The organism is Rhizobium sp. P2_G9 (assembly GCF_056403475.1).
Genome location: NZ_JBFUFK010000044.1, coordinates 22184 through 46504 on the forward strand (window position 1 = coordinate 22184; position 24321 = coordinate 46504).

Consider the following 24321-nt stretch of genomic DNA (forward strand, 5'->3'; position numbering starts at 1 on the left):
CAGGCGACATGCTGCTCGAAGCCCTGAATTTCGCCGCTACCTATGCGCAGTCGCCGCGCCGCAAGGCCGGTGAAATCAATTCTTCGGTCATGCTCTGGGCGCGGGCGCGGCGTTGCGCGCGAGCCTGGGCGGCACATGAGCAGAATTGCCGGGCCTTCATCCAGAAGGCGATGGAGGCTTTGCCCAAACGGCGGGTGGCGGTTGTGCTCGGTTCCGGCCTGCTGCGCGACGTGCCGATCGAAGCCCTTTCCCGGAATTTCGACGAAATCCGGCTCTACGACCTGCAGCATCTGGCGAGCGTCAGGACATGGGCGACGCTGAAAGGTCTTCGCAATCTGCGCTTCGAGCATCGCGACATAGCGGGCTTTTCGGGAATCGGCGAAGGCCGTGTGCCAGGACCGCTTGATTTCCTCGACGCAATCGCCGATCTCGATTTCGTCATCTCCGCCAATGTCATTTCGCAAATCGGCATCGGGCTCGGCGGCGTGGTCGGCAAGGATGGTGCTCTGCCAAACGATACGATAGCCCGCTTGCTGCAGGCGCATATCGACGGGCTGAAGGCGCTTGGCGGGAAAAGCTGCCTCTTGACCGACACCTCCTATGACGTCGTCGACAAGGCAGGCATGGTCGTCGAACACGATGACCTGATGCGTGGCATCACCCTGCCCGCACCTGAGGCCGAATGGCTCTGGCCGGTGGCGCCGTTCGGCGAAGTCGATCCGAACTGCCAGGCCATTCACCGCGTTATGGCGGCAGTGCTGTAGCCTGCAAGCTTGGCGCCGAATTGGCATTTTTCAATTTTGAACGATCGGCTGCAATTTTTGGGCTTTATTCAACTGATGGCGCGGCCTAGCTTCCGCGCGCAAAGCCATGGGAGGATATCAGATGGCGTCCACCGACATCACACTCTGGAACGGCAAGACAATCCCGCGTCTCGGCATGGGTTGCTGGGCGATCGGCGGCCTCTACTACAAGGGCGACATGCCGCTCGGTTGGGGCGAAGTCGATGACGACGAGTCGGTCGCAGCAATCCACAAGGCGCTCGATCTCGGTATCCGCTTCTTCGACACGGCGTCCAACTATGGCGCCGGTCATTCCGAGATCGTGCTGGGGCAGGCACTGGCCGGGCTCGACGACGTTATCATCGCCACCAAATTCGGCAATGTCAGCGATCCCGACACACGGCAATCCACAGGCGTGTGCGCCGACGAGGCCTATATCCGCGACTCCGTCGACACCTCGCTTCGCCGGTTGAGGCGCGACCGGTTGGACCTGCTGCAATTTCATCTCAACGACTTTCCGCTGGAAGAATCGGATGCAGTGTTCGACGTGCTCGGACGGTTGCGCGAGGAAGGCAAGATCGCGGCCTTCGGCTGGAGCACCGACTTTGCAGATCGCGCGGCACGGCATGCCGGTCGCAGCGGCTTCGTCGCGGTGCAACACCAGATGAACGTCTTCTCGCGGGCCGATGAAGTATTGAAGGTCATCGAGAGCAACAACCTTGTTTCGATCAATCGTGGTCCATTGGCGATGGGGTTGCTGAGCGGCAAGTACAGGCCGGACACGCAGATCGCGGCCAACGATGTCCGGGCTTCCGGCGTCAACTGGATGATCTATTTCCAGGATGGCCGCGTGGCGCCCGAATTTGCCGGCCGGCTCGATGCAGTCAGGGATTTGCTGCAGAGCGGTGGCCGGACGCTGTCGCAGGGTGCGCTCGCCTGGCTCTGGGCCAAATCGGCGCGCACGCTGCCGATCCCCGGCTTCCGCACGGTGGCGCAGGTAGAGGAGAATGTCGGAGCCCTGGACAAGGGGCCGCTGTCCGCTTCCGTCATGGCCGGGATCGATGCGGCGCTCGGCGCGCTGGCTAACGCCGCCTGATCGGCCATCCCTCCGGACGCTCGGCCACGACCGAGACCGGGTCGCCGATAGCGATCCGGCCGGTGCTGCGCGGCACGACATTCCAGCCGAACAGCACGCCGGTCACGCGACGATCGTCTGACATCCGAAGCCTGCGCATTGCCGGCATCGGATCGGGGCCGCCGCGTTCGCCGGTCAACTGGTCCTGCGTCGTCATGATGCAGCGGGTGCAGGGTTTTACCAGTTCGTAACGGATACCGGCGATCTCGACCGCCGCCCAGCGGTCGTCGGCGAAGGGTTCGTCATCCTCGACGACGATGTTGGGGCGGAAGCGATCCATGCCGAATGTCTCGGCACCCATGGCCTGCGTCATATCGGTCAGCGCCCTGAGCGACCCGGTCGTGGCGATCAGGATCGGATAGCCGTCGGCAAAACCGGTTTGCACGCCCTCGCCGGCCCAGGTGGCGCTGCAGGGCCGGACCGTGCCGTCGTCGGCATGGACAAGGCGCACCGGCGCGGCCAGCCAGTTGCTGAGCGTCATATTGACAGCGTCCGAAGCGACGCTGGCATTGGTCGGCGTGCCCCAGATGTCGACATCGACGCGACGGTCGGGGTCGAAGGTCACCGTCAGATGCTCTTCGCTGCCGGCCTTGGAGAGATGCAGCGCGCCGTGCGATGCGACGGCCGTCACCTGCGCCAAAGCCTGCAATTCCCGCTGGGTGATGAATTTGCCGTCGCGGTCGACGACCATGTAACGGCGGTCGCCCGCCAGGCCCCAGGGCGTCACCTCGGCTTCGTCCCGATCAATGACGCGGCCGCTTTTCAGGGGATAGATGTGCAGCGATTTGACCTTCACGCGCCGATTTCCTCCAGCATCATATCCCGGAAAAGGTGGAGCCGGCGATGACGCTCCGCGGCCATTGTCCGTCCCGCCTCGGTCTGAAAACCATCCGCGAGCTTGAACAGCTTGGCGGGAAAATGCTCCAGCGCAAAGCGCTTGTCGTCAAGCGGTCGCTCCTCGGCTCGCGGGTTCGACGGATCGTAAAGCAGCGAGCCCATGCGGCCGCCGATATAGAAAAGCCGTGCGACGCCGATCATGCCGATGGCGTCGAGCCTGTCGGCATCCTGGAGAATTTTTGCCTCCAGAGTTTCAGGCGGGATAGCCGCAGAAAAACTATGGGCGGCGATGGCATGGGCGCAAGCCTTGATGCGCTCTTTCTCCCATCCCATTTCGGCCAGGATGTCGCTTGCCTTCTCCGCCGCCAGCCGTGAGGCCTGGGACCGGAGCGGTGAATTCTTTTCGACAGAGACGCAATCATGCAGCAGCACGGCGGCGGCGAGCATCTCGCCATCGCCCCCCTCCTCAGCATGAATCTGCATGGCATTGGCAAACACCCGGCCGATATGGCCGATGTCATGCGCGCCGTCGTCGCTGGCGACCGCGTGCGGAATCAGCTTTTCGGCAAGTTGTTCAAAGGGCTTGAAGATCGGGGCGAAATCATTGTGCTGCATGCCCCTCTTCTAAAGGCTTTCAGGGCCGAAGGGAATGTCGAAAGACTATTCCGCGGCAACCGGCACCGGGCGCTGCCGGTTGCGCCAGAGCCCGGTGAGGAAGCGCCGCGAGGGGTCCTCGATCACAGTGTAGCTTGCCCAGGCGACGAGATAGGCGAGCGCGATCGACAGCGCGAGCGCGGCTTCCACCGGCAGGAAATGGAAGAAGTGCATGCCGAGGAACATGATCGGCAGGTGGAAGAGATAGAGCGAGAAGCTGATCTTGCCAACGAACGCCAGAGGCTTCGAGGCAAGAACGGCCGCAGAAATCCGGTTGCCGCAGGCGGCCAGATAGACGATCACCGTCCCGGTCAGCGCCGAACTTATGCCCCAGAAGGACGTCTTGAGCGGCCAGAAACCGCGCGCGACGATGAAGAAGACGAGGAGGGCAAGGACCGCAATGCCGGTTATGTCGCCGTCCGGATGGTTTTTCTGCTGACCATAGAAGCGGCCGGCAAGTGCGCCAAAGAGGAAGTAGGGCAGCTTCGACGTCAGCAGGATGCCGGGGCCGGGAAAGTCAAAATAGGCGTCGACGACCAGGAAGGCGGCGGTTGCCACCGCGACGATCTGATATTTCCTGGGATCGCTGAACCAGAGCCAGATCAGCAGGAAGAAGATGTAGAACTGGATCTCCGGCGGGATCGACCAGAAGACGCCGGTCGAGCCGAGGAGCAGCACGTGGCGCAGCAGTTCCGTGGTTCCGGTAATCGGATGGATATACTCGGCGCCGTAGATCGCCGACAGCGCCGCGACGAACAGCACCGCCACGAGATAGACCGGATAAATACGCGCGAAGCGGTGGACGAGATAGTCTCCGGCCGCCACAGGACGATTGCCGTAAAGCAGCGCCATCAGGAAGCCGCTGAGCGAGAAGAAGATCGCCACCGCTTCGTCGCCGGTCGGCAGGTTGATCCAGGGATTGGACGACGGATAGAAGAAGTTGATATGCGCATAAACGACGGCCGACGCGGCAATGCCGCGCAAACCGTCAAGGCTGCCAATCCTGAAATCCTGCGCCATCGAAAAACCTGCTCCGGTCCGCGGGCCCATGCGGACGACCGGATCGACGTTAGGCGCCGGGCGTTAACGATCGGTCAACGGCCGCCTTCTTCAGCTGGCGTCTCGGAAGACGGCATCGGAATGTCCGCTTTCGGCACATCCTTGTTCAGGCCGGTCAGGATGGTCTGGTAGAAGCGTCCTATTCCGATCAGGGCGACGCCGAGACCGATGAAGGAGAGCACGCGGAACAGGCCTTCGAGATTGGCCATGTCGACCAGGAACACCTTGACCACGGCAATCAGCACCAGCACGGCGGAGGCGATGCGCAGGCTCTTTGCGCGGAAGCGGTAGCCGACGACCAGAAGCGCGACGCCGAGCAGCAGCCAGACCACCGAATAGGTGTAGAGTTCGGGCTGCAGGAAGCCCTTCCACTCCGAAATGTCGGCACCGTGAAACGTGCGGCGCACCGTCAGCGACACATAGGCGAAGAGCAGGCTTGCGCCAGTTAGCGCCAGCGCAATGACATAGTGCAGCGGCCGGCGCGCGCGGGCGAACAGCGCGGCGAAGCCATAGGCCAGGCCCGGCAGGAGGTAGGCGAGGAAAAGCAGGTTGAAGACCGGGATCTTACCGGTTGGCTCACCGGTGAAATAGGGGTTGAGGCCGACATAGTGAGCGGAAATCACGAAGACCATAGAGATATAGCCGACCGCCATCGAGCCGGTGCGGAAGACGATGCTCGGCTGGCGCAGATCGAGCGCCATCAGTGTCACGGAAGCGCCGATGGTGAGCAGCGTACAGATCGACTGTTCGGCCAGCGTCTCAGTGGCATCGTTGAGCACGCCGCCATTCATCGCATGGCGGACCAGGATGGCGATGGTCAGCAGCGCAAACAGGCTGGCAAGCGCCTCGAGCACGCTGCGGATGCGCAGATCCGGGCTGTTGCGCATCAGCCAGGCGGAGATGATGAGAAGCAGCGACGGTGTGCCATAGCCGAGCAATAGCGCGTTGAAGACGGGCGTCTTGGAAAGGTGCGTGACGCCGACGATGGTCGGTTCCCAGGCGATGCGGCCGGCGACGAAGATCGCTGCGGCAGCCATCGCCCAGGGCAGGCTCGGCCAGGCTTTCGTACGGCCGGCAAGAAGATAGACGAAGCCGAGGATGGCGGCGCCGATCGTGGTCGGGGCGTCGTTGGTCATCACCAGGAGCGCGTAGAGGAAGCTCGCCCAGGACGCGGCGACGAAGAGATCACGGGTGAAGACGTAGCGGCCGTCGAATTCCGGCGACCGGAAGGCCATGAACGCTCCGGCCAGATAGGCGAAGCCGAGGACGATCGCGAACAGGCCGTGCTGCAGATCGAAGAAATAGTTGCCGAAATAGACGAAGCTGATGGTGGCGAGCGCCAGCGGAGTGACGGCCGAGATGACGCTCCAGACGATCGTGTGCGGGCTCTGTTCGCCGCGACGCAACAGGTTGAGCGCGATGCCCATGGCGGCGAAGAAGGCGCCGAGGCCAAGTGCGATCCAGGTGACGAGGACCGGGTCGAAATAGACCGGTGCTTTGGGAGCCGTGGTCGTGTTGGTGGCGAAAGTCGAGGTGCTCGTTGCGGCAACGACGACATTGAGGCCGCCGAGTGCTGCGATGGCGGAGAAGATCGCCGGGTAGATCGCATATTTCCGCGCCGCGCCGAATAGCGCCAGCGCAAGGGTGAGCACGATAAAGCCCGTAAAAATGTAACCGCTGCTAACGAGATCGGGCGCGAGGAAGATGACGGCTGTGATAGTGGTGCCAATCGCCGCGACGAGGGTGCTTGCCATGTGCGGCGGCGCGAGCAGCAATTCCCAGGGGCTCGTGGTCTTGATCGGCGTCTTCTCAATGGCCGGCACCTCAGCGCTCTCTGGCTGTTCGGCGCCTTCCGGCACAACGGCTTCACTTTCCAGYGGTTCAGTCGCGGGCACCGAGGGAGCGGATGTCAAACGTCCGGGCCAGATAAAGGCAAGCCCGGCAATCATGATCAGTAGGGTGAGCACGACCGGCAGGACCTGGAAGGGATTGGCGCCCATGACATAGAGAATGGCCCAGCCCACCAGTCCGGCATTGGCGATGGCTGGTGTCACCCGCCATTGCCTGAGCTTGGAGGCAAGCGTGCCGGCGATCCAGGCGATCGACAGGAAGCCGAACAGCGGCCAGGGGCTCGGATGCTCGGAGTGGACAAGCAATGGCGTCACGAAGGAGGCGATCAATCCCAGGCCCGCCAATCCCTGGCCGTGCAGCAGCGATAGCGCCAGCGTCGCCAGCGAAATAGCGCAGAGCAGCAGGAAGGTCGTGGCCGGGCCGATATAGGCGTAGATTTCGTGGGAAGCGAACACCACGCCGAACAGGGTCAACGAACCGGCGGCGGTGAGGACACCCGGGATCATCGCATTGGCGAAGGTCTTGGCAGTGTCGAGCGCGGTGCGGCGGCGCAGCACTTCGCCGACAACCATCAGCGTCAAGCCGAAGAGAGCCGCGAGCGACAAACGCACGGCGGGGCTGAGAAGCCCCTGGTCAATCGAATATTTGACCGCGAAAATGCCGGCGAAGGCCAATGCGAGGCCGCCAACCCAGACGGTCCAGCGGGCGGCGAGCCTGGATTCGAGGCTTTCCTTGGGTTTTGCCGGTTCGGTCACGGCGGCAGGGCTGGCTGCGGTTTCGGCTATGGGAGGAACGGCTTCTGAGAAGGCAGCGGCCTCGGCTGCGGCTTGTTCGCGCGCCGCGTCTTCGAGCGCAGGTTCTGCATTTTCCTGTTCAGTGACTTCAGAAGCGGCTTCCGGCTGGCCGACGTCGACCAAAGCGCCGCGCTCGTCCTGTACCTGTTCGACATGCGGTGCTTCCATTGGCACAGCATTTTGCGAGACGGGACCGCCCCTGAGCGCCTCGATCCGCTTCAATTCACCCTTAAGCGCGGCGATCTCGGTCTCCAGTCGGGCGCGAACGCCGCGGGCGGAGGCAAGGGCCGCGATCGCCAGCGCGATGGATATCAGCGAGATCAAATCGAACATCGTGGACGAATAGCCTTTCCGGCAGCGCCAGGCGCCGCCATTGTCTGTCGGTGCGGGAGACGTTTGGCCAATGGATTTTATTTAGCCGGCATGCTGTCCGTAAGATTTATTCCCCCATGCCGATGATGCCGAAAATTTCCGAAAGCGCAATCGTGCGGGGCAAATCGCAAATAGCGTCTGCACCTTCATCTCCCAAGTGCGTCCAAAACTGCCTGCACAAACCCCTCTCGTGCCGAAACCGGCTCGATTCCACGCGGCTCATAGACATGCCGCACCAGAAAATATTGCGTCAGACGGAAGGCATCGGCAAGGCTGGCGCGGTCTGCCGCCACCCGCGACGTCGGCTTGAGAAATTCCGGCAGGTTGAAGAGCTTGTCGTGATAGGGCTGTCCGGCATCGCGGCTCACCGCCCTGCCCGATTTCGGCGACACATAGTCGAGATTTTCGCGGCTGCCGGTCGAGGCACATTGGCTGAGATCGAGGCCGAAGCCGAGGTCGTTGAGAACCGCGAGTTCGAAGCGGATATAAAGCTCGCCGGCCTCCGACGGGTCGCCGAGATGATCGAGCACGATATTCAACATGTCATAGAGATGCGCATGCGGGTCGCGCTCAGGCAACAGCCGGAGCAATGCTGCCAGCGCCTGGACGGCGTTTAGGCTGGCGGCGTGCTCCATCAACTGGGCGGCGCGATAATCGAGCGGTTCGATCGAGAAATTGCCGAGATGCTCGTCGAGCCGCGCCCGCCAATTGACTTCGACGCGGTTGCCCGGCTGCAGCACCGGCTGCATGCTGCGCGAGCGGCCGTTGCGGAGCAGTCCGAGATGGCGGCCACGACCGCGTGTCATCACCTCGGCGATGACACTGGTCTCGCCGTGGCGCTTGACGCCGAGGATGACCGCTTCGTCGGCCCATTCCATGCTACCGACCTCGCTGAGCCAAGGCGATCGGCCGGCAATAGCAGCCGTCGAGATGGTCGTTGACCAAGCCCATGGCCTGCATGAAGGCGTAAACCGTCGTCGGGCCGACGAACGTCCAGCCGCGCTTCTTCAGGTCCTTGGACAATTTCTGCGAGGCGGATGAAGTCGGATTGGCTCTCGCCCAGGCCAGATCGATCGCCTCGGGCCGATCGCCAGGCTGTGGCTCATAGCTCCAGAAATAGTCCGACAGCGTGCCGAATTCCCGCTTCAGCTCGATCGCCCGCTTGGCATTGTTGATGGTCGAGGCGATTTTGCCGCGATGGCGGACGATGCCCTTGTCGGCGAGCAGCCGCTCCATGTCGGCCTCGTCGAACAGCGCCACCTTTTCGATGTCGAAATTGGCAAAGCCGGCGCGGAAATTCTCACGCTTCCTCAGGATCGTCAGCCAGGAGAGGCCGGACTGGAAGCCTTCGAGGCAGATCTTTTCGAACAGCCGCCGGTCGTCGCGCACCGGAAAGCCCCATTCCTCGTCGTGGTAATGCATATAATCGGCGAGCCCGCCATGCCAGAAGCATCGGGTGCGGCCGTCCTCGCCGGTGATCAGACCATTTTCGCTCATTGGAATCCTTGACTCATTTCGCTGCCGGAAGCCGGTTTACCACTGCGTAACCGTGTTTCCAAACCCTCCGGTAACCCTGACAAAAGGTTTCCTGACAGGGATAAGGTTTAATGAACACCCGTTTACCATTCGCTTGCCAAAGCGGTCGCATGGTCTTGTCATCGACAACATGGCTTTCAAGTTCAGAGTAGGCCCAATGGTGAACAAAACGCTTCTCCTCGCCGCGGCGATGCTCGCCCTGGCACCTCCCGCCCAAGCCGACGACCGTTACAAGATCGTGCGCCCGGTGATCATCGAATCCGGCATTGCCGGACAATGGGTGATGCAGCTTTCCGGTCCGGTCCGCCCGGTCGTCTATCAGCGTGTCAGGCCCACCGCCTCTCGGCAGCGCGTGCAGCCGGTGCAGAACGACCAGGCGACGGTCAACGGCAACGTCTACTACCAGCAGCAATATACCGATCAGCAGGGTCAAGTTCAAAATATTGTCTATCCGGCGAATGATCCGAACTATACAAGGATCGAACCGCAATATCTGCCGCAGATGGTCGCCTACCAGACCAAGGAAAAGCCCGGCACGATCGTCATCGACACCAACAATCGCTTCCTTTACCTGGTGATGAACGATGGAAAGGCCCGTCGCTACGGCGTCGGCGTCGGCAAGCCGGGTTTTGAATGGGCCGGCGTGCACAAGATCACCCGCAAGGCGGAGTGGCCGGACTGGACGCCGCCGTCGCAGATGATCTCCCGCGAGGCCGCCAAGGGTCATTTCCTGCCGGCGCATATGGACGGCGGCGAGGCCAATCCGCTGGGCGCGCGGGCCATGTATATCGGCACGACCGAATACCGTATCCATGGCACCAACGCGCCCTGGACGATCGGCTATGCGGTCTCGTCGGGCTGCATCCGCATGCGCAACCAGGATGTCGTCGATCTTTACGAGCGCGTCGGCGTGGGCACACGCGTGATTGTCATGTAACACCCGGCAAAAAACGCGACGATTCACGGCTTTGTGACTATTGGCAGGCTGAGCTGCGCGCGTTAGCCTGCTTGAAATTATCGACTCACCCGGTAATTTCGATAGATATTTTCGATGTGGGGGATTCTCGAATGCTGAGACTAATGAATGCCGTGACCGCCGGCATTTTCGCAGCCATGAGTCTGTTCGCCGCCGATGCCGGCGCCGTCACTCTGTCCAAGGCCAAGCCCGTCCAGACGACGAGCGACGTGACATCCGTCGTCATCATGAAGGACCCGCCCCCTCAATTTCGCCGCCGTGTGGTGACCTTGGTGACGAGTGAAAAGCCGGGCACGATCATTGTCGATACCAATCACAAATTCCTCTACCATGTGCTGGGCAACAACAAGGCGACGCGCTACGGCATCGGTGTCGGTCGCGAAGGCTTTGGCTGGTCCGGCGTCGTCAAGGTGGCGCTCAAGGCCGAATGGCCCGGCTGGACGCCGCCGAAGGAGATGATCGCCCGCGAGCGCAAGAAGGGCCATATCCTGCCTGATTATCAGGAGGGCGGCATCGACAATCCGCTTGGTGCTCGCGCGCTCTACCTGTTCGGCAAGAAGGGCGATTCCGGCTTCCGCATCCATGGAACGAACCAGCCCTGGACGATTGGCCTCAACATGTCATCGGGCTGCATTCGGATGATGAACAAGGACGTCGAGCATCTCTATGATCGCACGCCTGTCGGAACCAGGGTGATCGTTGTCGGCCCGGGCAACAGACAGGGCAAGGTGGAATTCGCCGACCAGGGCGTCGATTATTTCCGCGACCTGTTCGCCTCCTTCGAACGATAGACCGAAAGACCAATGATTTCGAAGGCCTGCGGCACCCGCCGCAGGCCTTCGCATTTTGCCCCACTGGTACAATCGTGACAAAAATGTTGCCAATCCGGCACAGGCTTTCGCAGAATTGCATTTTTATGAGCGACCCGCATTTTCCGAGCGCCCGCGACACTATATGAAAACCGAAGCGGGTTTCGCCCAGCAACGGGTCAGGGGACAAGTGCATGCATATTCGGATTTCTTCGGCCATCGGCCTTACGCTTCTTTCTCTGACGGCCCTGCCCGCCGTCGCAGGCGATTGGGAAACCTGGATGCCGACGCTGTCGTTCTACGGCGGTTATCAGACGGCAGCCAACAGCAAGACCAAGGTCAGCGACGGCACCGAATTTGAGACGCAATGGGAGGGCAAGTCCTTCTCGATGCCTCCCTATTGGGGCGTCCGCGGCACTTGGTGGCTAAACGGCATAGGCTATGACAATCTCGGCATCGTGCTCGACTACAGCCACACCAAGGTCTATGCCAGCAAGAATACGCTTGCCAATCGGACGCCGGGCTGGACGCACTACGAATTCACCGACGGCCTGAACCTTGCTACCGTCAACGCCGTCTATCGCTTCCCGCAGGCCGGCCAGCCGTGGACGCCCTATATCGGCGCCGGACTTGGCGTCAACATTCCGCATGTCGAAGTGATTCGTCCCAACAAGGCCGGCACCGACACGAACAAGACCTGGAACTACCAGTTGGGTGGCCCCACCGGTCAGTTGATGGGCGGCGTCGAATATCGCTTCACCGATCACATTTCCGGCTTCACCGAACTCAAGCTCAATTATTCGCATGTCGACGTCAACATCGATTCGGGCGACAAGCTGAAGACCAACCTCTTCACCACCGCGATCAACGTCGGCATCAACTATAATTTCTGATCAATCCGCCGAGCAGGCGACGGCGCCATTCTCATGATGAATGGTGCCGTCGGGTAGCGTGAGCCGCAGGTCATAAGTGCCGCGATAGTCTTCTTCCTCCACCGACTTCGAAATGACGACCAGTTGTACGCTGGCGAAATTCTGCGCTTCCGTGCCGATTTGGTCGATCTTCAACCGCACGTCCTTGTCGTCCCACCAGCGTTCGCTGAGAGCGGTGTCGCCGATCTTGAACTCGGCGAGATTCGCCGGCAGTGCGCCTGACGATTTGACCTTGAGCGACCCGGCGATATTGAACCAGCCTCCGGTGCCGTCGCGGCTCGATGCCGCGCTGAAATGAAAGGCAAGATTGGTGTCGTCGGCGTCGCACCAGACGCCGCCGGTCGCCAAAGCGCTGAGCGGCGTGGCGGCAAGCATAAGAATTCCGAAGGCAAGTGAGACGGGTCGCATGGTTCAGCCCGCCGAGCAGGCGACATCGCCTTCCTTGACGATCACCTCACTGTCTTGCCCCTCGACGACCGCCGGCTGGATTTCCAGCCGATACTTTCCGGCATAGCTGAGCTCATCCTCGTCGGCGACGGTCTGGATCGTCAACTTCACCGAGGCGAAGGGCGTCTTCTCGCTTTCGGTTTCGGCATAGAACTGCAGCTTCAAATCCTTGTCCTGATACCATTGCTGGATGAGACGAAATGAGGACGCGTCGAGCTTTTTGAGAGCCGGATCAATCTTGGGATGTTTGGCTTCAAACGCACCCTTGGACTGGAAAAGCGGGCTGTTGGCGGAGTAGCTGAACAGCGCCTCATAATGGAAATCGAGATTGGCGTCGCCGATCTCGCAGTCGAGCCCGCCTGTGGCGAAGGCTTTCGCCGGTAGGCTGGCAAGCAGGCATAGCGCCAGACATTTTATCATCGTCTTCATGATCCGCCCCTTTTGGAAACTTTCCCATCTGACGGATCAAAAGCTGGTTTTATTTCAATCCAGCCGGCTTTCTACCACCATAGGCCCAATTCAGCAGTTCGACAGTGTGTACGACCGGCACGTCCATGCCACCACCGATCTGGGTGATGCAGCCGAGATTTCCCGCCGCGATCACATCCGGCTTCAACGCCCTGAGGTTCCTCACCTTGCGCGCCTTCAGCTGATCGGCGATATCGGATTGCAGCATGTTATAGGTGCCGGCCGAGCCGCAACAAAGGTGGCCCTCCGCCGGATCGCGCACGGTAAAGCCCGCGCGGCGCAGCAGCGATTTCGGCTGTACGGTGATCTTCTGGCCGTGCTGCAACGAACAGGCCGCATGATAGGCGACAACCATGCCTTTCGACGCCTGCTCCGGCAGGTCGAGGCCATCGATATATTCGGCGACATCGCGGGCCATGGCCGAGACTCGTTTTGCCTTTTCGGCGTAGGTCGGGTCAGCCTTGAACATGTGGCCATAGTCCTTGATCGTGTTGCCGCAGCCCGAAGCGGTGATGACTATCGCATCGAGGCCGGCGCTGTCCATCTCGGCAATCCAGGCATCGATATTTTTGCGCGCGGCATCCAAGGCAGGCTTCTCGTGGCCCATATGATGCCTGAGCGAGCCGCAACAGGCCTCGCCCTTCGGCAGTACGACCTCGACGCCGAGATTGGTGAGCAGTTCGATCGCCGCTTCGTTGATGCCCGGATCGATGACGGGCTGGACGCAGCCGGTCAGCATGGCGACCCGCTTCTGTGTCGCGCCCTTGGCCGGAAATGTGCCTGGCTCAGCGAAACGCGACTTCGGCGGCAGCGTGCGCGGTGCAAGCTCGACCATGGCGGCGAAGGATTTCAACGCCGGCACGCGCCGCATCAATCCGGCAAATGGCCGGCCGAGCGCGGCGAGCGTCATCGCGAAGCGGAAACGGTTTGACGAGGGCATGAAATAGGCAAGCAAAGCGCGCTGCAAGCGGCGCATCGGCGGGCGCTTGTAGGTCTTCTCGACATGGATGCGGGCGTGGTCGATCAGATGCATATAATCGACGCCGGAGGGACAGGTGGTCACGCAGGCCAGACAGGAGAGACAGCGATCGACATGCAGCGCCGTCTTCTCGTCTGCGGGACGGTCGTTCTCCAGCATTTCCTTGATCAGGTAGATGCGGCCGCGCGGGCTGTCGAGCTCGTTGCCGAGCGTCACATAGGTGGGACAGGTGGCGGTGCAGAAGCCGCAATGGACGCATTTGCGAACAATGCCTTCGGCTTCGGCGGTCTTGGGATCGGCAAGCTGGGCTGGGGAGAAATTGGTTTGCATCAGATATCCGTCTGATCTTCGCAGTTCAGGTTGAGAGCGACAAAAAGCTCGTCAAGAGATCGAACGGTCGTCACCTCTCCCCGTCGAACAGATTGAATAGCCTCTATCGTCTCAGCGTTGGGGATGATGGGCAACGGGCCGGATATGCCGATTGAGTGCTTTTGAGACACAAGTCTTTTCCTACGCATCAAGCCATCCTCCCTGGATTGAAGATGCCGGTCGGGTCGAATTTCTCTCTAACCCGCGTGTTCAACGCCGCCACCGCTAGTGTCTGAGGCTCGAAGACCGGGATCGCCTGCCGTTCCGCCTCAATGGCGCGCATCAAGGTCGCATGCCCCCCGCCGAAATGTTTTATCCCGGCGCGCAGCACCTCAGCCTCGGGACCAGCCTCCATCCTCAGCCACAGCAAGCCACCTTGCCAGTCATAGTAGCCGTCGATGCCAATCTGCAGGCGCAGCGCCGATAGAAGCTGGTGGCCGGCGGATGGAGCCATCGATACTTTCCAGAGCGGGCGCGGCTTGCCGTCCGCGTGGAACGGTTTCACATCGCGGATTTCGTGCCAGAGGTCGGTGCTACGTTGATGGTCGAGCACAGTCAGCGTAACGTGCTTGAATGCAGCCTTTAGCCGGTCCAGCCGTTCGTCGACGGAAAAGGACATGCCTTCCAAGCGGAGCGTGGTCGCCGCACCGTCGGGAAGGCTGCCGCCGAGAAACTGCCATTTGCAGCTTTCCGGCAGATGTGCCGCGCCAGAAACTTCAACCGACAAAGCAAGCGCCTGGGCCATGCCTTTTGCCGCGGCTTCGTCATCCAAGCCCGAGAGTATAAGCGTAGCCGAGGTTTCCGGCCGCGGCAGGACCTTGAAGGTCAGTTCGGTGATCAGGCCGAGCGTGCCCATCGACCCCGCCATCAGCTTGACGATATCGAGGCCCGTGACATTCTTCATCACCCGGCCGCCGGCATTGATGATTTCGCCCAGGCCGTTGACGAAGCGGACGCCGAGCAGATGGTCGCGCGCCGCGCCTGCCTGGAAACGGCGCGGGCCGGAAATGTTGCAGGCAAACAGGCCGCCTATGGTGGATTCACCTGAAGCACCGTAAATGCCGCGCCAATCAGCCGGTTCGAAGGCGAGCATCTGGTTCTGTTCGTGCAGGGCTTCGAGGATGTCCTTGAGCGGGGTGCCGGCTTTGGCGGTCATGACCAATTCGGCGGGGTTGTAAGCGATGATGCCGGAAAGCGCTTCGGTGGAGAGAATGTCGGAGGTTTCGGTCAAGGCGCCAAGACCGCGTTTGGTGCCGCCGCCGCGGATTTCCAGCGTCAGCTTGCTACGAGCCGCGACTTTGACGAGTTGGGCGGCTTCGGCGTCTGTGTGCGGGGTCAGCATGTAGCGGGCTCCGCGAAATCGCTTGCGACGCGGACGGGATACCCCCCTCTGCCCTCCTGAGCTTTGGTCGAAGGGCGGGCATCTCCCCCACAAGGGGGGAGAATAGATGAGGCGCTGTCTCGCGTCCCTTCGCCATTGCATTCGTAGCGAAGTTTGTCTGGGGCGAGGAGTGTGCCCCCAGCCACTCTCCCCCCTTGTGGGGGAGATGCCCGGCAGGGCAGAGGGGGGTGAACTGCGGAATTCGACATCAACTCACACGCCCCTCCAGCGGAAACACTTTTGACGGATTGAGTATCCATTTCGGATCAAAAGCCGATCTCAACCGCATCTGCTGCGCCAGATCCGCCTCCTTATACTGATGCCGCATCAAATCCCGCTTCTCGATCCCGACACCGTGCTCGCCGGTCAGGCAGCCGCCATGGTCGACGCAGAGTTTCAGGATGTCGTTGCCGGCGGCTTCGGCCTTGGTGCGCTCCTCGGCATCGTTGATGTTGTAGAGGATCAGCGGGTGCATGTTGCCGTCGCCGGCGTGGAAGACATTGGCGACGCGCAGGCCGTAACGCTCGCAGATCTCATAGGTGCCTTTCAGCACATTGGTGAGTTCGGAGAGCGGCACGGTGCCGTCCATGCAGATATAGTCGGCGATGCGGCCGGTGGCGCCGAAGGCGGATTTGCGGCCTTTCCAGATTAGCGCCGCCTCCATCGCCGACTGGCTCTCTTTGACGGTCTTGACCGCATGTTTGCGGGCGATGTCGATGATGCGCTTCAGCATCATGTCCATCTCGCTTTCCGAACCCTCGACCTCGACGATCAGCAGCGCTTCGACATCCATCGGATAGCCGGCATGGGCAAAGGCCTCGCAGATATCGATCGCCGGCTTGTCCATGAATTCGATCGCCACGGGGATGACGCCGGCGCCGATGACGTCGGAGACGCAGGCGCTTGCCTGCTCGGCGGTCGGGAAACCAAACAAAACCGGGCGGGCGCCTTCCGGCCTGGCGATCAGGCGTACCGTCGCCTCGGTGACGATGCCGAGCTGTCCTTCGGAACCGCAGACGACGCCAAGCAGGTCGAGCCCGCCTGCATCGAGATGCTTGCCGCCTAGTTCGACGACCGTGCCGTCGAAGAGGACCAGCCTGACGCCGAGCAGGTTGTTGGTGGTGACGCCATATTTGAGGCAGTGGGCGCCGCCGGAATTCATGCCGATATTGCCGCCGATCGTGCAGGCAAGCTGCGAGCTCGGATCGGGGGCGTAGAAGAAGCCGTCGGCCATGACGGCTTCGGAGATCGACAGATTGGTGACGCCGGCCTGCACGACAGCGGCGCGATTGGCGAAATCCACGTCGAGAATGCGGTTCATGCGGGTGAGCGCAATCACCAGCGCGTCCTCTTGCGGTATCGCACCGCCCGATAAAGATGTGCCGGCGCCACGCGGCACGACCGGAATGCCATAGCGGGCGCAATATTTCAGCAGTGCTGACACTTCCGCCGTCGTCCGCGGCAGAGCAACGGCGAGCGGCAGGTTCCGGCAGGCGATGAAGCCGTCGGTCTCGAACGGGACGAGTTCACGGGCTTCGGAAACGATGCCTTCGGGGCCGACAAGCTCGCGCAGGTCGCCGATGATCGTATCGCGACGCGAGAGGATTTTGCCGTCGGGCGGCAAAAACGCCAGTGATTGTCCCATGTCATGCCTCCCGATGCCGGCGCATCAATGTTCCCATCGCGACCATGGCGTCAACGTCTTTGTCACCGGGATCATTGTAAACACTCTTGTCCAAACTGGAACAAATTTGCTCTATCCTTGCCTTCATGGGCAAGGGCACATCATGACGAATCTGGCCGATCTCGAAATTTTTGCACGCGTGGTGGCGAGCGGCTCGATGTCCTCGGCGGGCCGTGAACTTGGGCTGCAGCCGGCGATCATTTCCAAGCGCATCAAGCGACTGGAGGAGCGGCTGGGCACCCGTCTTTTCCAGCGAACCACGCGGCAGCTGTCGCTGACGGAGGCCGGCGAGGGTTTCCACGAACGCGTGGTGACGGCACTGGCAGGGTTGGAGGAAGCGGAGGCCTTCGTCTCAGGGCGATCGGGCGAAGTCAGGGGGCGGCTGAGGATCTCCGCGCCGACCTCCTTCGGCCGCATGCACATTGCACCGCATCTCAAGGCCTTCTTCGATCTCTATCCGGAACTCAAACTGCAGCTCATCCTGACCGATGAATTCCAGGATATCGTCGCGGAAGGCTTCGATCTGGCGATCCGCATTGCCGAACTCGATGATTCGAGCCTTGTGGCGCGCAAGCTCGCACCCGTTCACCGCGTCCTCTGCGCAGCACCGGATTATGTCGCGCGGCACGGCATGCCGGTGACCATCGCCGATCTTGACCGGCATATCTGCATCCCCGCCCACAACAACGCCCCTTGGCATCTTGCCGGGCCGGATGACGAGGTCTCGCTGAGACCAGAGGGACCGCTAGCCAGCAATTCCAGCGAGGTCGTGCGCGAAACGGTGCTCGCCGGCCTCGGCATCGCGCTGCGCTCCACCTGGGACATCGGCCCGGAGCTCAGAGCCGGCCGGCTCGTGCGCGTGCTGCCGGACTGGCATGGATCGGCCAATGTCGGGCTCTATGCGGTCTACCCGTCCCGCCAGTTCCTGCCGGCCAAGGTAAGAGCCTTCATCGATTTTCTTGCTGGGCTTTACGGACCGGAGCCTTATTGGGACAGGTGAAAGCCTATTTCATTTCGTCAGGGACGTGTTCCCAGAACGCGTATTTATATCTGTGCTTCCGCCTGACCTCGTCCATGAGACTGTCGTGAGCGACAAAGGGTAATTCGGCCGGCAACCGATCCTTCATGGCATACATAGCTGCGAGATAAGTCGCGGCATGCGTATAGGCCGCACTGGCACTGCGGTCGAGAATATCCTTGAGGAGAACGCGATAGAGCAGCGTCGCCGCGACCGGATGGTCTGCGGACAAAGCGTCCGCTGCATCTGCCAGAATAGTATAAGACCTGCCCTGCCACTTGCTGGCATGTTGCATCACGTGGCTGGCGGCCAGGTCTAGCTTCGGCCAGCTGGTGAAAAACGCCAGTGCCGGATAGATGTCCGTGCTGTTGCGCACCAAATCGAAAGCCTTGTCGAGTTCTTCGAATTCGGCGAAGTCATCAAGCTTGGCGATATAGGCCCGCAAGGCGATCGGGCTCAAGCTCCGTTCGAATTCCTGCCAGCGGATGACCTGTGCCTCACTGCGACGCTTCAAACCATCGAGGATATCCGCCTCCAGACGGCGCCGTTCGCGATCCGGTGCACCGCCGACGACGGCTCCGACCATGCCGCCCACGGAGATGAGCCGCACGCCTTTGTCCTTGCGGCGCACCCAATCGAGCGCCTCGGCGTAACGCTTGGCGTCATAAAGCACTTCCGCCACGCGGAGACTATCTCGGCGTGTTTCGGGCTTATATGCCTCGTAGGTGATATAAGCGTCGATGTCGTTGGCCGACAGCGCCAATTGCTGGAGGAAATCGACCGCCGTGTTCGGCGTCCAATCGTCCTTCTTGGTCAGCGGCTTTTTCGCAATGTCCAGCAGAAGCGCTTTCCATGCATCGGTGCCCTCCGGATGCAACCTCTGTGCAATGTCCATCAAGGGAGCGACAAAGAGCCGATAACCATCGGCCTTGCGAAGGCGCTCGAGCCGCGCAACAACCTGCACCTGCTGTTCCGGGCCGAGCCTGGCGACCAGATCGACTGCCAATGCGCCTGCCTCGTCGAAGACCTTTTGCAGGCGAACGCTGTCCTCGCGAAGGCGCGCGTGGATCAAGCAAGCCACCTCCATGAAACGCAGCAGCCGGTCCGCGGCCATGCCGGCGTCCAGCACAGCGAGTTCGGAGACGATGTTGCGGGCGAGGCCCTGCAATTCAACGGCAAGTTCCCTGCCCTTCGCCGATGACAGGCGGGATCTGGCCTTCTCCAGCGTGTCGAGCCGCACGTCGATCAACCGCGCCACTCCGTCCGCGCCCGACATGCCGGCCAGTGCCGACAATAGTCTCGACTTGAGCTGTTTGTTGATCGTCACCTCGTCGAGCAAAATCTCGACGAGCTTCTCAAGACCAAGATCGGACAGCCCCTTGCGGTCCAGTCTTGCCTTTGTCTGCTTGGCCATCGATCCATCCAGGGTTTACGGAATCACCCAGTGGCATGCTTCGTCCGAAGTCTGCCAGGGGTCAACCGTCCCCAGGGCAAGAAAACGCCGGATCGGAAATTCCTCGATCGGCGAAGAAGGCGTCTATGGCAGTTTTCCGGCTTTGGCAGCCAGGACGCTGTCGAAAAGGGCCTGGCACTCTTTCACCAACCTGCCCTTTTCAATGCCTTCGGCAATCGTTCGCCTCAGCTCTTCTATGTCTTCCTCCGCCGCCACATCGCCGTCGCGTTGCAGCCGTGCGAGCTCTTCAATCATCAGCGTGCAGATTTCGCGCGCGTTGTCCGGCGATGCGGGCAAGTGGCCGCCGAACGCCAAGCTGTAAATATGCAGATAGGAGAGGATCCCCTCTGCATCGCAGATCAGATGCAACTCATCAATGAATTCCGCGTATTTCTCGGGATCGTTTTTCGCCGCCTGCCATTCTTCATCGAGAGCGGCAGAGACTTCCGTGACCTGGGCAGCCATAGCTTCATCGAGCTCGTCGTCCGTCAGTTCGCGTTGCGGAATTGGGGTCACGCCTTCGCGGATCGCATGTTTGTAGACGGCGCAGGCACAGCGGTAGGGATTGATGATGCCTTTGCCCGGACGATAAAAGCCCTCGATGATTGCGAATGACTCCCCGGTCAGCGCGAAAGGAAAACTGATCAGGATGTAACGCCCACTGTCGAGCCGGCAAAGCCGCATCAATACATCGAACCCTTCGCTCTGCTCGACAAACTCGCTATCGACAAGCGTGAGGCGATCGTTGGAAATCATGTCCTCGAGGATGATGAGATCGGGTTCGATGCGGTTGTGGATGCGAACCTGCCGTATTTCGGACCGCGACAAAGCCTTGAGCGCCTGCCGGGATAGAGGATCATCCGTTTTGACGCTGGCGAGGAACCGACTCATTGGCGTCGAACCACTCAGCGACGGCGTGAAAAGGCAGGCGTCGAGAGCGAGCGACGCCATCAGCTCGACCTGATCTTCGTCGGGCTCTTCCAGCAGGTGTCCCTTGGCCCAATCCTTGAGCATGTCATCCACCTTCTTGGGTGGGATCGTGTTCATGGCTTGCAGGAGAAATTCACTGGCAATCTCGTAGAGCCTCAGATCGTCTACAATTTCGCTTTCGTCCGACACGGTATCCAGCTCCCTGGTGGCGATTCCTTCAATGCTCCCCATGTCTCTGACGGATTCGCCTGACGGTCAACCATACAAGGACAACGGCGACCGGTACGAACAGACCGGTCGCTACCGCGGGATCGACCGGCATGATGTCATGGGCGACCGCCTTGATCAGATAACCGAACAGACCGACGACATAGTAGGAAATCGCCGCCACCGACAGGCCTTCGACCGTCTGCTGCAGGCGAAGCTGAAGTTCGGCGCGGCGGTTCATGCCGGCAAGCAGGTCGCCGTTCTGGCGTTCGAGCTCGACGTCGATCCAGCTGCGCACCAGGCTGTTGGCGCGGGTCAATTTGCGCGACAGGTTGGCCTGGCGCTCCTCGACCGACTGACAGGTGCGCATGGCGGGCGCCAACCGCCGTTCGAGGAAGAAGCCGAGCGCCTCGAAGCCGGGGATGGAGGTTTCGGCGAGTGTCCGGACGCGTTCCTGGACGATGCCATAATAGGCGCGCGAGGCGCCGAAGCGATAGAGCGACAGCGCCGCATTGGCCTCGAGATCGGCGGAGAGGCGCGTCATGTCCTCCAATCGCTCATCGGCGTCTTCGCGCGGATTGGATTTCATCTGCTGGGTGACCGCCGTCAATCCATCCTCGATGCGGCGGATCTCCGGCGACAGCGTCTGTGCCAGCGGCAGGCCGAGCATGGCGAGCGTGCGATAGGTCTCGATGTCGAGCAGGCGCTGCACCAGTGGGCCAGTGCCGGCATGGCTCAGCCCCCGATCGATGACCAGGATCGGCGTCAGGCCGTCGCCATTCTGGCGGAAGTCGGTATAGATCAGGGCCTGGCCATCCTTGACGCTGGAGTGGCAAAGGCTGGTCGGGTCGAAACTGGCAATCGCCGCCTCGGCTTCCGGACCTTCGGGGCGGATTTCCAGGCGGATACCTGAAATCAGCGACCCCGGCGGGCGAAAACCATCACCGAACGGATGGGTCGTGACCTCACCGCCGAATTTTTCCGAGACCGGCCCATCCCAGAACCAGGTCGAGAATTCCGTATGCTGTTCCCAGCGTAGCGTGCCGGGACCCCATTGCATGGCGTGATGGCGCGCGTCACGGCCCGGCGGTGTCACGCCACGCTGGCGCGACAGGTCCGCCATGACCGCATGATCGACACCCGAACCACCATCGAGCATGAAGGCAAGCTGGAAGATGACGCGCGGCGACTGTACGAGCACATAAGGCCGCGAATGTATTTCTCCGAGCGCTCTTGCCCGGTCCGGTGCCTGCGGAAACGAAAAGGCGCCGTTGCCCATAAATTCCCCCTGAATTTTCCCCGACTGCATTGTTCACGAAGCCTGGATGAAAATCAAATAGGCCACATTGCCGCATGATCAACGGAAAAATCCGTAAGACTGGCGTGCTGTACACTGGTTTCCATCGCCAATTTCAGCCGGCAGGGCCGGATCTGCCAAGATAGATTTTTCGCGTAGTAAAAGTGGACAAAAAATTTGACCACTTTTCCAAACGATGGTATAGAGACCATTCATGACAATGGACCGACTCTTTACCCAGATCGATCATGCACGCACTGCCRACGAAGCCGTGCGGCAAATCGAGCTGCTGCTGCTGGACGGCGTGCTCTCCAGCGGCGACCGATTGCCGAGCGAGCGCGAGCTGGCGGAGCAGCTCGACATTTCGCGGCCAGTGCTGCGCGATGCACTGAAAGAGCTCGAAAACCGCCAGTTGATCGTCAGTCGGCATGGCGGCGGCACCTATGTCGCCGACCTGATCGGCCAGGTGTTTTCCAAGCCGGTGGCCGAGCTCGTCTCGCGGCATGAGCGGGCAACGCGCGACTATCTCGAATATCGGCGCGAACTGGAAGGGCATGCCTCCGCGCTTGCGGCAAGGCGTGCGACGCCGGCCGATCACGAGCGGCTCACCACCATCATTGCGCGGATGAAGACGGCCTATGCGGACGAGGATTTCGGCGTCGAACTGGATGCCGATGTCGAATTGCACAATGCCGTGGGTGAGGCAGCGCACAACATCATCCTGATGCACACGCTGCGCGCCTGCTACAAGCTTCTGAGCGAAGGTATTTTTCATCATCGGCGGCTGATTTTCGAATTGCCGGAGGCGCGGGAAAAGCTGCTTGCCCAGCATGAGGCGATCGTCGCTGCGATCCTGGCTTCCGATCCCGCCGCGGCACGTACCGCCGCCGAGCAGCATATCGACTATGTAGCGGCGTCTGCAGCCGAAGCGGCACTGGCGCTGGAGCGGCAGCAGATCGCCAATCTCAGGAAGATCCAGCGGGAGACCGGCAAACCCGCTCCCGCACCGGAGGAGCGTAGCGCAAAAGGAAAACGGACATGACGCAGAACAGCGAAGTCGATGCCGTCAAGACGGAGAGTGCCGTGCGTGAGCCCGAAATCCTCAATAGCCGCGCCGTCGTGCCAGCCAGTGCCCAGACTTTGCCGGCGAGGGTGCCTGTTGGCGAAACAATGAAATACGAACTTGTCAGGAAAGAAAGCATGAAATCGGTCCTCACCATTGCCGAAATGAAGGAAAAAGCCCGCCGTCGCGTACCAAAGATGTTCTTCGACTATGCCGATAGCGGCGCCTGGACCGAGAGCACCTATCGGGCCAATTCGGAGGATTACGACAAGATCAAGCTGCGCCAGCGGGTGCTGGTCGACATGGCCGGGCGGACGCTCGAAACCACCATGGTCGGCCACAAGGTGAAGATGCCGGTCGCCCTCGCCCCGACGGGCCTCACCGGCATGCAGCATGCCGATGGCGAAATGCTGGCTGCGATGGCGGCCGAGGAATTCGGCGTTCCCTTCACGCTGTCGACCATGAGCGTCTGTTCGATCGAGGATGTGGCCTCGGTGACGAAGAAGCCGTTCTGGTTCCAGCTCTATGTGATGCGCGACCGCGAATTCGTCGAGAACCTGATCAACCGCGCCAAGGCGGCGAAATGCTCGGCGCTGGTGCTGACACTCGATCTGCAGATTCTCGGCCAGCGCCACAAGGACATCCGCAACGGCCTGTCGACGCCGCCGAAATTCACGCCGAACCATATCTGGCAGATGGCAACCCGGCCGTTCTGGTGCATGGAAATGCTGCAAACCCAGCGACGCACTTTCCGCAACATTGCCGGGCACGCAAAAAACGTCTCCGACCTGTCGTCGCTGTCTGTCTGGACGGCGGAACAATTCGATCCGCGGCTTTCGTGGAAGGATGTCGAGTGGATCAAGGAGAAATGGGGCGGCCCGCTGATTCTCAAGGGCATTCTCGACGAGGAGGACGCGCGGGCGGCGGCGGATACCGGCGCGGATGCGATCATCGTCTCCAACCATGGCGGCCGGCAGTTGGATGGCGCGCGCTCGTCGATCTCGATGCTGCCCAAGATCGTCGAGGCGGTGGGCGACAGGATCGAAGTGCATGTCGACGGCGGCATCCGCTCCGGCCAGGATGTGCTGAAAGCGATCGCGCTCGGCGCCAAGGGCACGTTCGTCGGCCGCGCTTTCCTCTGGGGCCTCGGTGCCGGCGGCAAGGCAGGCGTCACGCGCGTGCTCGAAATTCTCGAACGCGAAATGGACGTCACCATGGCGCTCTGCGGCAAGCGGGACATCAAGCAGATCGATAGCAGCATCCTGGCGCCGTAGCGGGCTTCTCACGC

Annotated in this window: 22 protein-coding genes; 8 read left to right on the forward strand and 14 right to left on the reverse strand. The window is 61.2% G+C overall.

All coding sequences use genetic code 11. The features are described 5' to 3' along the window. Positions 1-8 precede the first annotated feature (8 nt). Positions 9-764: a hypothetical protein gene (locus tag AC1DYF_RS30185; protein WP_477881265.1), complete on the forward strand. Its 756-nt coding sequence runs from the start codon at positions 9-11 to the stop codon at positions 762-764. Positions 765-885: 121 nt separating this feature from the next. Further along, the gene (locus tag AC1DYF_RS30190; RefSeq protein ID WP_477881266.1) at positions 886-1878 is read left to right on the forward strand and encodes an aldo/keto reductase; all 993 of its coding nucleotides are present in this window, start codon (positions 886-888) and stop codon (positions 1876-1878) included. Here the strand turns inward: AC1DYF_RS30190 and AC1DYF_RS30195 are convergent. From AC1DYF_RS30195 to AC1DYF_RS30220, 6 genes are all read right to left on the reverse strand, one after another. After that, positions 1865-2713 (reverse strand): MOSC domain-containing protein, encoded by an 849-nt coding sequence (locus tag AC1DYF_RS30195; RefSeq protein WP_477881268.1) that lies wholly within the window; start codon positions 2711-2713, stop codon positions 1865-1867. The genes AC1DYF_RS30190 and AC1DYF_RS30195 overlap by 14 nt on opposite strands. Continuing rightward, the gene (locus tag AC1DYF_RS30200) at positions 2710-3369 is read right to left on the reverse strand and encodes an HD domain-containing protein (RefSeq protein ID WP_477881269.1); all 660 of its coding nucleotides are present in this window, start codon (positions 3367-3369) and stop codon (positions 2710-2712) included. The genes AC1DYF_RS30195 and AC1DYF_RS30200 overlap by 4 nt, the downstream gene beginning before the upstream one ends. Before the next feature lie 45 nt (positions 3370-3414). Next, positions 3415-4428, reverse strand: coding sequence for an acyltransferase family protein (locus AC1DYF_RS30205; protein ID WP_477881270.1), 1014 nt, complete (start codon positions 4426-4428; stop codon positions 3415-3417). Between the two features lie 74 nt (positions 4429-4502). Next, entirely contained in the window at positions 4503-7445 is a 2943-nt protein-coding gene (locus AC1DYF_RS30210) for a DUF2339 domain-containing protein (RefSeq protein ID WP_477881272.1), read from the reverse strand. Between the two features lie 185 nt (positions 7446-7630). After that, positions 7631-8362, reverse strand: coding sequence for a DNA repair protein RecO (gene recO, locus AC1DYF_RS30215; protein WP_477881273.1), 732 nt, complete (start codon positions 8360-8362; stop codon positions 7631-7633). A gap of 1 nt (position 8363) precedes the next feature. After that, the gene (locus AC1DYF_RS30220; RefSeq protein ID WP_477881274.1) at positions 8364-8981 is read right to left on the reverse strand and encodes a DNA-3-methyladenine glycosylase I; all 618 of its coding nucleotides are present in this window, start codon (positions 8979-8981) and stop codon (positions 8364-8366) included. A 196-nt stretch (positions 8982-9177) separates the two neighbouring features. On the opposite strand from AC1DYF_RS30220, the gene AC1DYF_RS30225 reads away from it, so the two are divergent. From AC1DYF_RS30225 to AC1DYF_RS30235, 3 genes are all read left to right on the forward strand, one after another. Further along, positions 9178-9957 carry a L,D-transpeptidase gene (locus AC1DYF_RS30225; RefSeq protein ID WP_477881275.1) on the forward strand — a complete coding sequence of 260 codons (780 nt, stop codon included), beginning with the start codon at positions 9178-9180 and terminating at the stop codon, positions 9955-9957. A 131-nt stretch (positions 9958-10088) separates the two neighbouring features. Continuing rightward, complete coding sequence (locus AC1DYF_RS30230) at positions 10089-10787, forward strand: L,D-transpeptidase (protein ID WP_477881277.1); 699 nt, start codon at positions 10089-10091, stop codon at positions 10785-10787. A gap of 212 nt (positions 10788-10999) precedes the next feature. Next, entirely contained in the window at positions 11000-11698 is a 699-nt protein-coding gene (locus AC1DYF_RS30235) for an outer membrane protein (RefSeq protein ID WP_477881278.1), read from the forward strand. On the opposite strand, the gene AC1DYF_RS30240 is transcribed toward AC1DYF_RS30235, so the two are convergent. From AC1DYF_RS30240 to AC1DYF_RS30260, 5 genes are all read right to left on the reverse strand, one after another. Next, positions 11699-12112: a hypothetical protein gene (locus AC1DYF_RS30240; RefSeq protein WP_477881279.1), complete on the reverse strand. Its 414-nt coding sequence runs from the start codon at positions 12110-12112 to the stop codon at positions 11699-11701. 36 nt (positions 12113-12148) lie between these two features. After that, entirely contained in the window at positions 12149-12613 is a 465-nt protein-coding gene (locus AC1DYF_RS30245; RefSeq protein ID WP_477881280.1) for a hypothetical protein, read from the reverse strand. 49 nt (positions 12614-12662) lie between these two features. Next, a complete protein-coding gene (glcF, locus tag AC1DYF_RS30250) occupies positions 12663-13961 on the reverse strand; it encodes a glycolate oxidase subunit GlcF (protein WP_477881281.1) in 1299 nt (432 codons plus the stop codon). 187 nt (positions 13962-14148) lie between these two features. Then, entirely contained in the window at positions 14149-15342 is a 1194-nt protein-coding gene (glcE, locus tag AC1DYF_RS30255; protein ID WP_477881283.1) for a glycolate oxidase subunit GlcE, read from the reverse strand. A gap of 247 nt (positions 15343-15589) precedes the next feature. Continuing rightward, positions 15590-17026: an FAD-binding oxidoreductase gene (locus AC1DYF_RS30260; RefSeq protein WP_477881285.1), complete on the reverse strand. Its 1437-nt coding sequence runs from the start codon at positions 17024-17026 to the stop codon at positions 15590-15592. 142 nt (positions 17027-17168) lie between these two features. Between AC1DYF_RS30260 and AC1DYF_RS30265 the strand changes: the two genes are divergently transcribed. Next, positions 17169-18065: a LysR family transcriptional regulator gene (locus AC1DYF_RS30265; protein ID WP_477881287.1), complete on the forward strand. Its 897-nt coding sequence runs from the start codon at positions 17169-17171 to the stop codon at positions 18063-18065. Positions 18066-18069: 4 nt separating this feature from the next. Here the strand turns inward: AC1DYF_RS30265 and AC1DYF_RS30270 are convergent, their stop codons facing one another. The 3 genes from AC1DYF_RS30270 to AC1DYF_RS30280 all read right to left on the reverse strand — a co-directional run bounded on the left by AC1DYF_RS30270 (position 18070) and on the right by AC1DYF_RS30280 (position 21952). Then, positions 18070-19497, reverse strand: coding sequence for a DUF6880 family protein (locus AC1DYF_RS30270; RefSeq protein ID WP_477881289.1), 1428 nt, complete (start codon positions 19495-19497; stop codon positions 18070-18072). 123 nt (positions 19498-19620) lie between these two features. Further along, a complete protein-coding gene (locus AC1DYF_RS30275) occupies positions 19621-20697 on the reverse strand; it encodes a hypothetical protein (protein ID WP_477881290.1) in 1077 nt (358 codons plus the stop codon). Further along, the gene (locus AC1DYF_RS30280; RefSeq protein ID WP_477881291.1) at positions 20684-21952 is read right to left on the reverse strand and encodes a DUF3422 family protein; all 1269 of its coding nucleotides are present in this window, start codon (positions 21950-21952) and stop codon (positions 20684-20686) included. The genes AC1DYF_RS30275 and AC1DYF_RS30280 overlap by 14 nt, the downstream gene beginning before the upstream one ends. A gap of 238 nt (positions 21953-22190) precedes the next feature. Here AC1DYF_RS30280 and AC1DYF_RS30285 point away from each other — a divergent pair, with 238 nt between their 5' ends. Together AC1DYF_RS30285 and AC1DYF_RS30290 are read left to right on the forward strand one after the other, a co-directional pair. Continuing rightward, positions 22191-23012 (forward strand): FadR/GntR family transcriptional regulator, encoded by an 822-nt coding sequence (locus AC1DYF_RS30285; RefSeq protein WP_477881341.1) that lies wholly within the window; start codon positions 22191-22193, stop codon positions 23010-23012. Between the two features lie 158 nt (positions 23013-23170). Next, positions 23171-24307: an alpha-hydroxy acid oxidase gene (locus AC1DYF_RS30290; protein WP_477881343.1), complete on the forward strand. Its 1137-nt coding sequence runs from the start codon at positions 23171-23173 to the stop codon at positions 24305-24307. The last annotated feature ends 14 nt before the right edge of the window (positions 24308-24321 follow it).

Coding starts and splice junctions, on each gene's coding strand:
- AC1DYF_RS30235 (WP_477881278.1), top strand. CDS start 11,000: ATGCATATTCGGATTTCTTCGGCCATCGGCCTTACGCTTCTTTCTCTG.
- AC1DYF_RS30240 (WP_477881279.1), bottom strand. CDS start 12,112: ATGCTTGCCGCCACGCCGCTCAGCGCTTTGGCGACCGGCGGCGTCTGG.
- recO (WP_477881273.1), bottom strand. CDS start 8,362: ATGGAATGGGCCGACGAAGCGGTCATCCTCGGCGTCAAGCGCCACGGC.
- AC1DYF_RS30200 (WP_477881269.1), bottom strand. CDS start 3,369: ATGCAGCACAATGATTTCGCCCCGATCTTCAAGCCCTTTGAACAACTT.
- AC1DYF_RS30275 (WP_477881290.1), bottom strand. CDS start 20,697: ATGGGGAGCATTGAAGGAATCGCCACCAGGGAGCTGGATACCGTGTCG.
- AC1DYF_RS30265 (WP_477881287.1), top strand. CDS start 17,169: ATGACGAATCTGGCCGATCTCGAAATTTTTGCACGCGTGGTGGCGAGC.
- AC1DYF_RS30225 (WP_477881275.1), top strand. CDS start 9,178: ATGGTGAACAAAACGCTTCTCCTCGCCGCGGCGATGCTCGCCCTGGCA.
- AC1DYF_RS30245 (WP_477881280.1), bottom strand. CDS start 12,613: ATGAAGACGATGATAAAATGTCTGGCGCTATGCCTGCTTGCCAGCCTA.
- AC1DYF_RS30185 (WP_477881265.1), top strand. CDS start 9: ATGCTGCTCGAAGCCCTGAATTTCGCCGCTACCTATGCGCAGTCGCCG.
- AC1DYF_RS30280 (WP_477881291.1), bottom strand. CDS start 21,952: ATGGGCAACGGCGCCTTTTCGTTTCCGCAGGCACCGGACCGGGCAAGA.
- glcF (WP_477881281.1), bottom strand. CDS start 13,961: ATGCAAACCAATTTCTCCCCAGCCCAGCTTGCCGATCCCAAGACCGCC.
- AC1DYF_RS30260 (WP_477881285.1), bottom strand. CDS start 17,026: ATGGGACAATCACTGGCGTTTTTGCCGCCCGACGGCAAAATCCTCTCG.
- AC1DYF_RS30230 (WP_477881277.1), top strand. CDS start 10,089: ATGCTGAGACTAATGAATGCCGTGACCGCCGGCATTTTCGCAGCCATG.
- AC1DYF_RS30270 (WP_477881289.1), bottom strand. CDS start 19,497: ATGGCCAAGCAGACAAAGGCAAGACTGGACCGCAAGGGGCTGTCCGAT.
- AC1DYF_RS30190 (WP_477881266.1), top strand. CDS start 886: ATGGCGTCCACCGACATCACACTCTGGAACGGCAAGACAATCCCGCGT.
- AC1DYF_RS30290 (WP_477881343.1), top strand. CDS start 23,171: ATGAAATCGGTCCTCACCATTGCCGAAATGAAGGAAAAAGCCCGCCGT.
- glcE (WP_477881283.1), bottom strand. CDS start 15,342: ATGCTGACCCCGCACACAGACGCCGAAGCCGCCCAACTCGTCAAAGTC.
- AC1DYF_RS30205 (WP_477881270.1), bottom strand. CDS start 4,428: ATGGCGCAGGATTTCAGGATTGGCAGCCTTGACGGTTTGCGCGGCATT.
- AC1DYF_RS30220 (WP_477881274.1), bottom strand. CDS start 8,981: ATGAGCGAAAATGGTCTGATCACCGGCGAGGACGGCCGCACCCGATGC.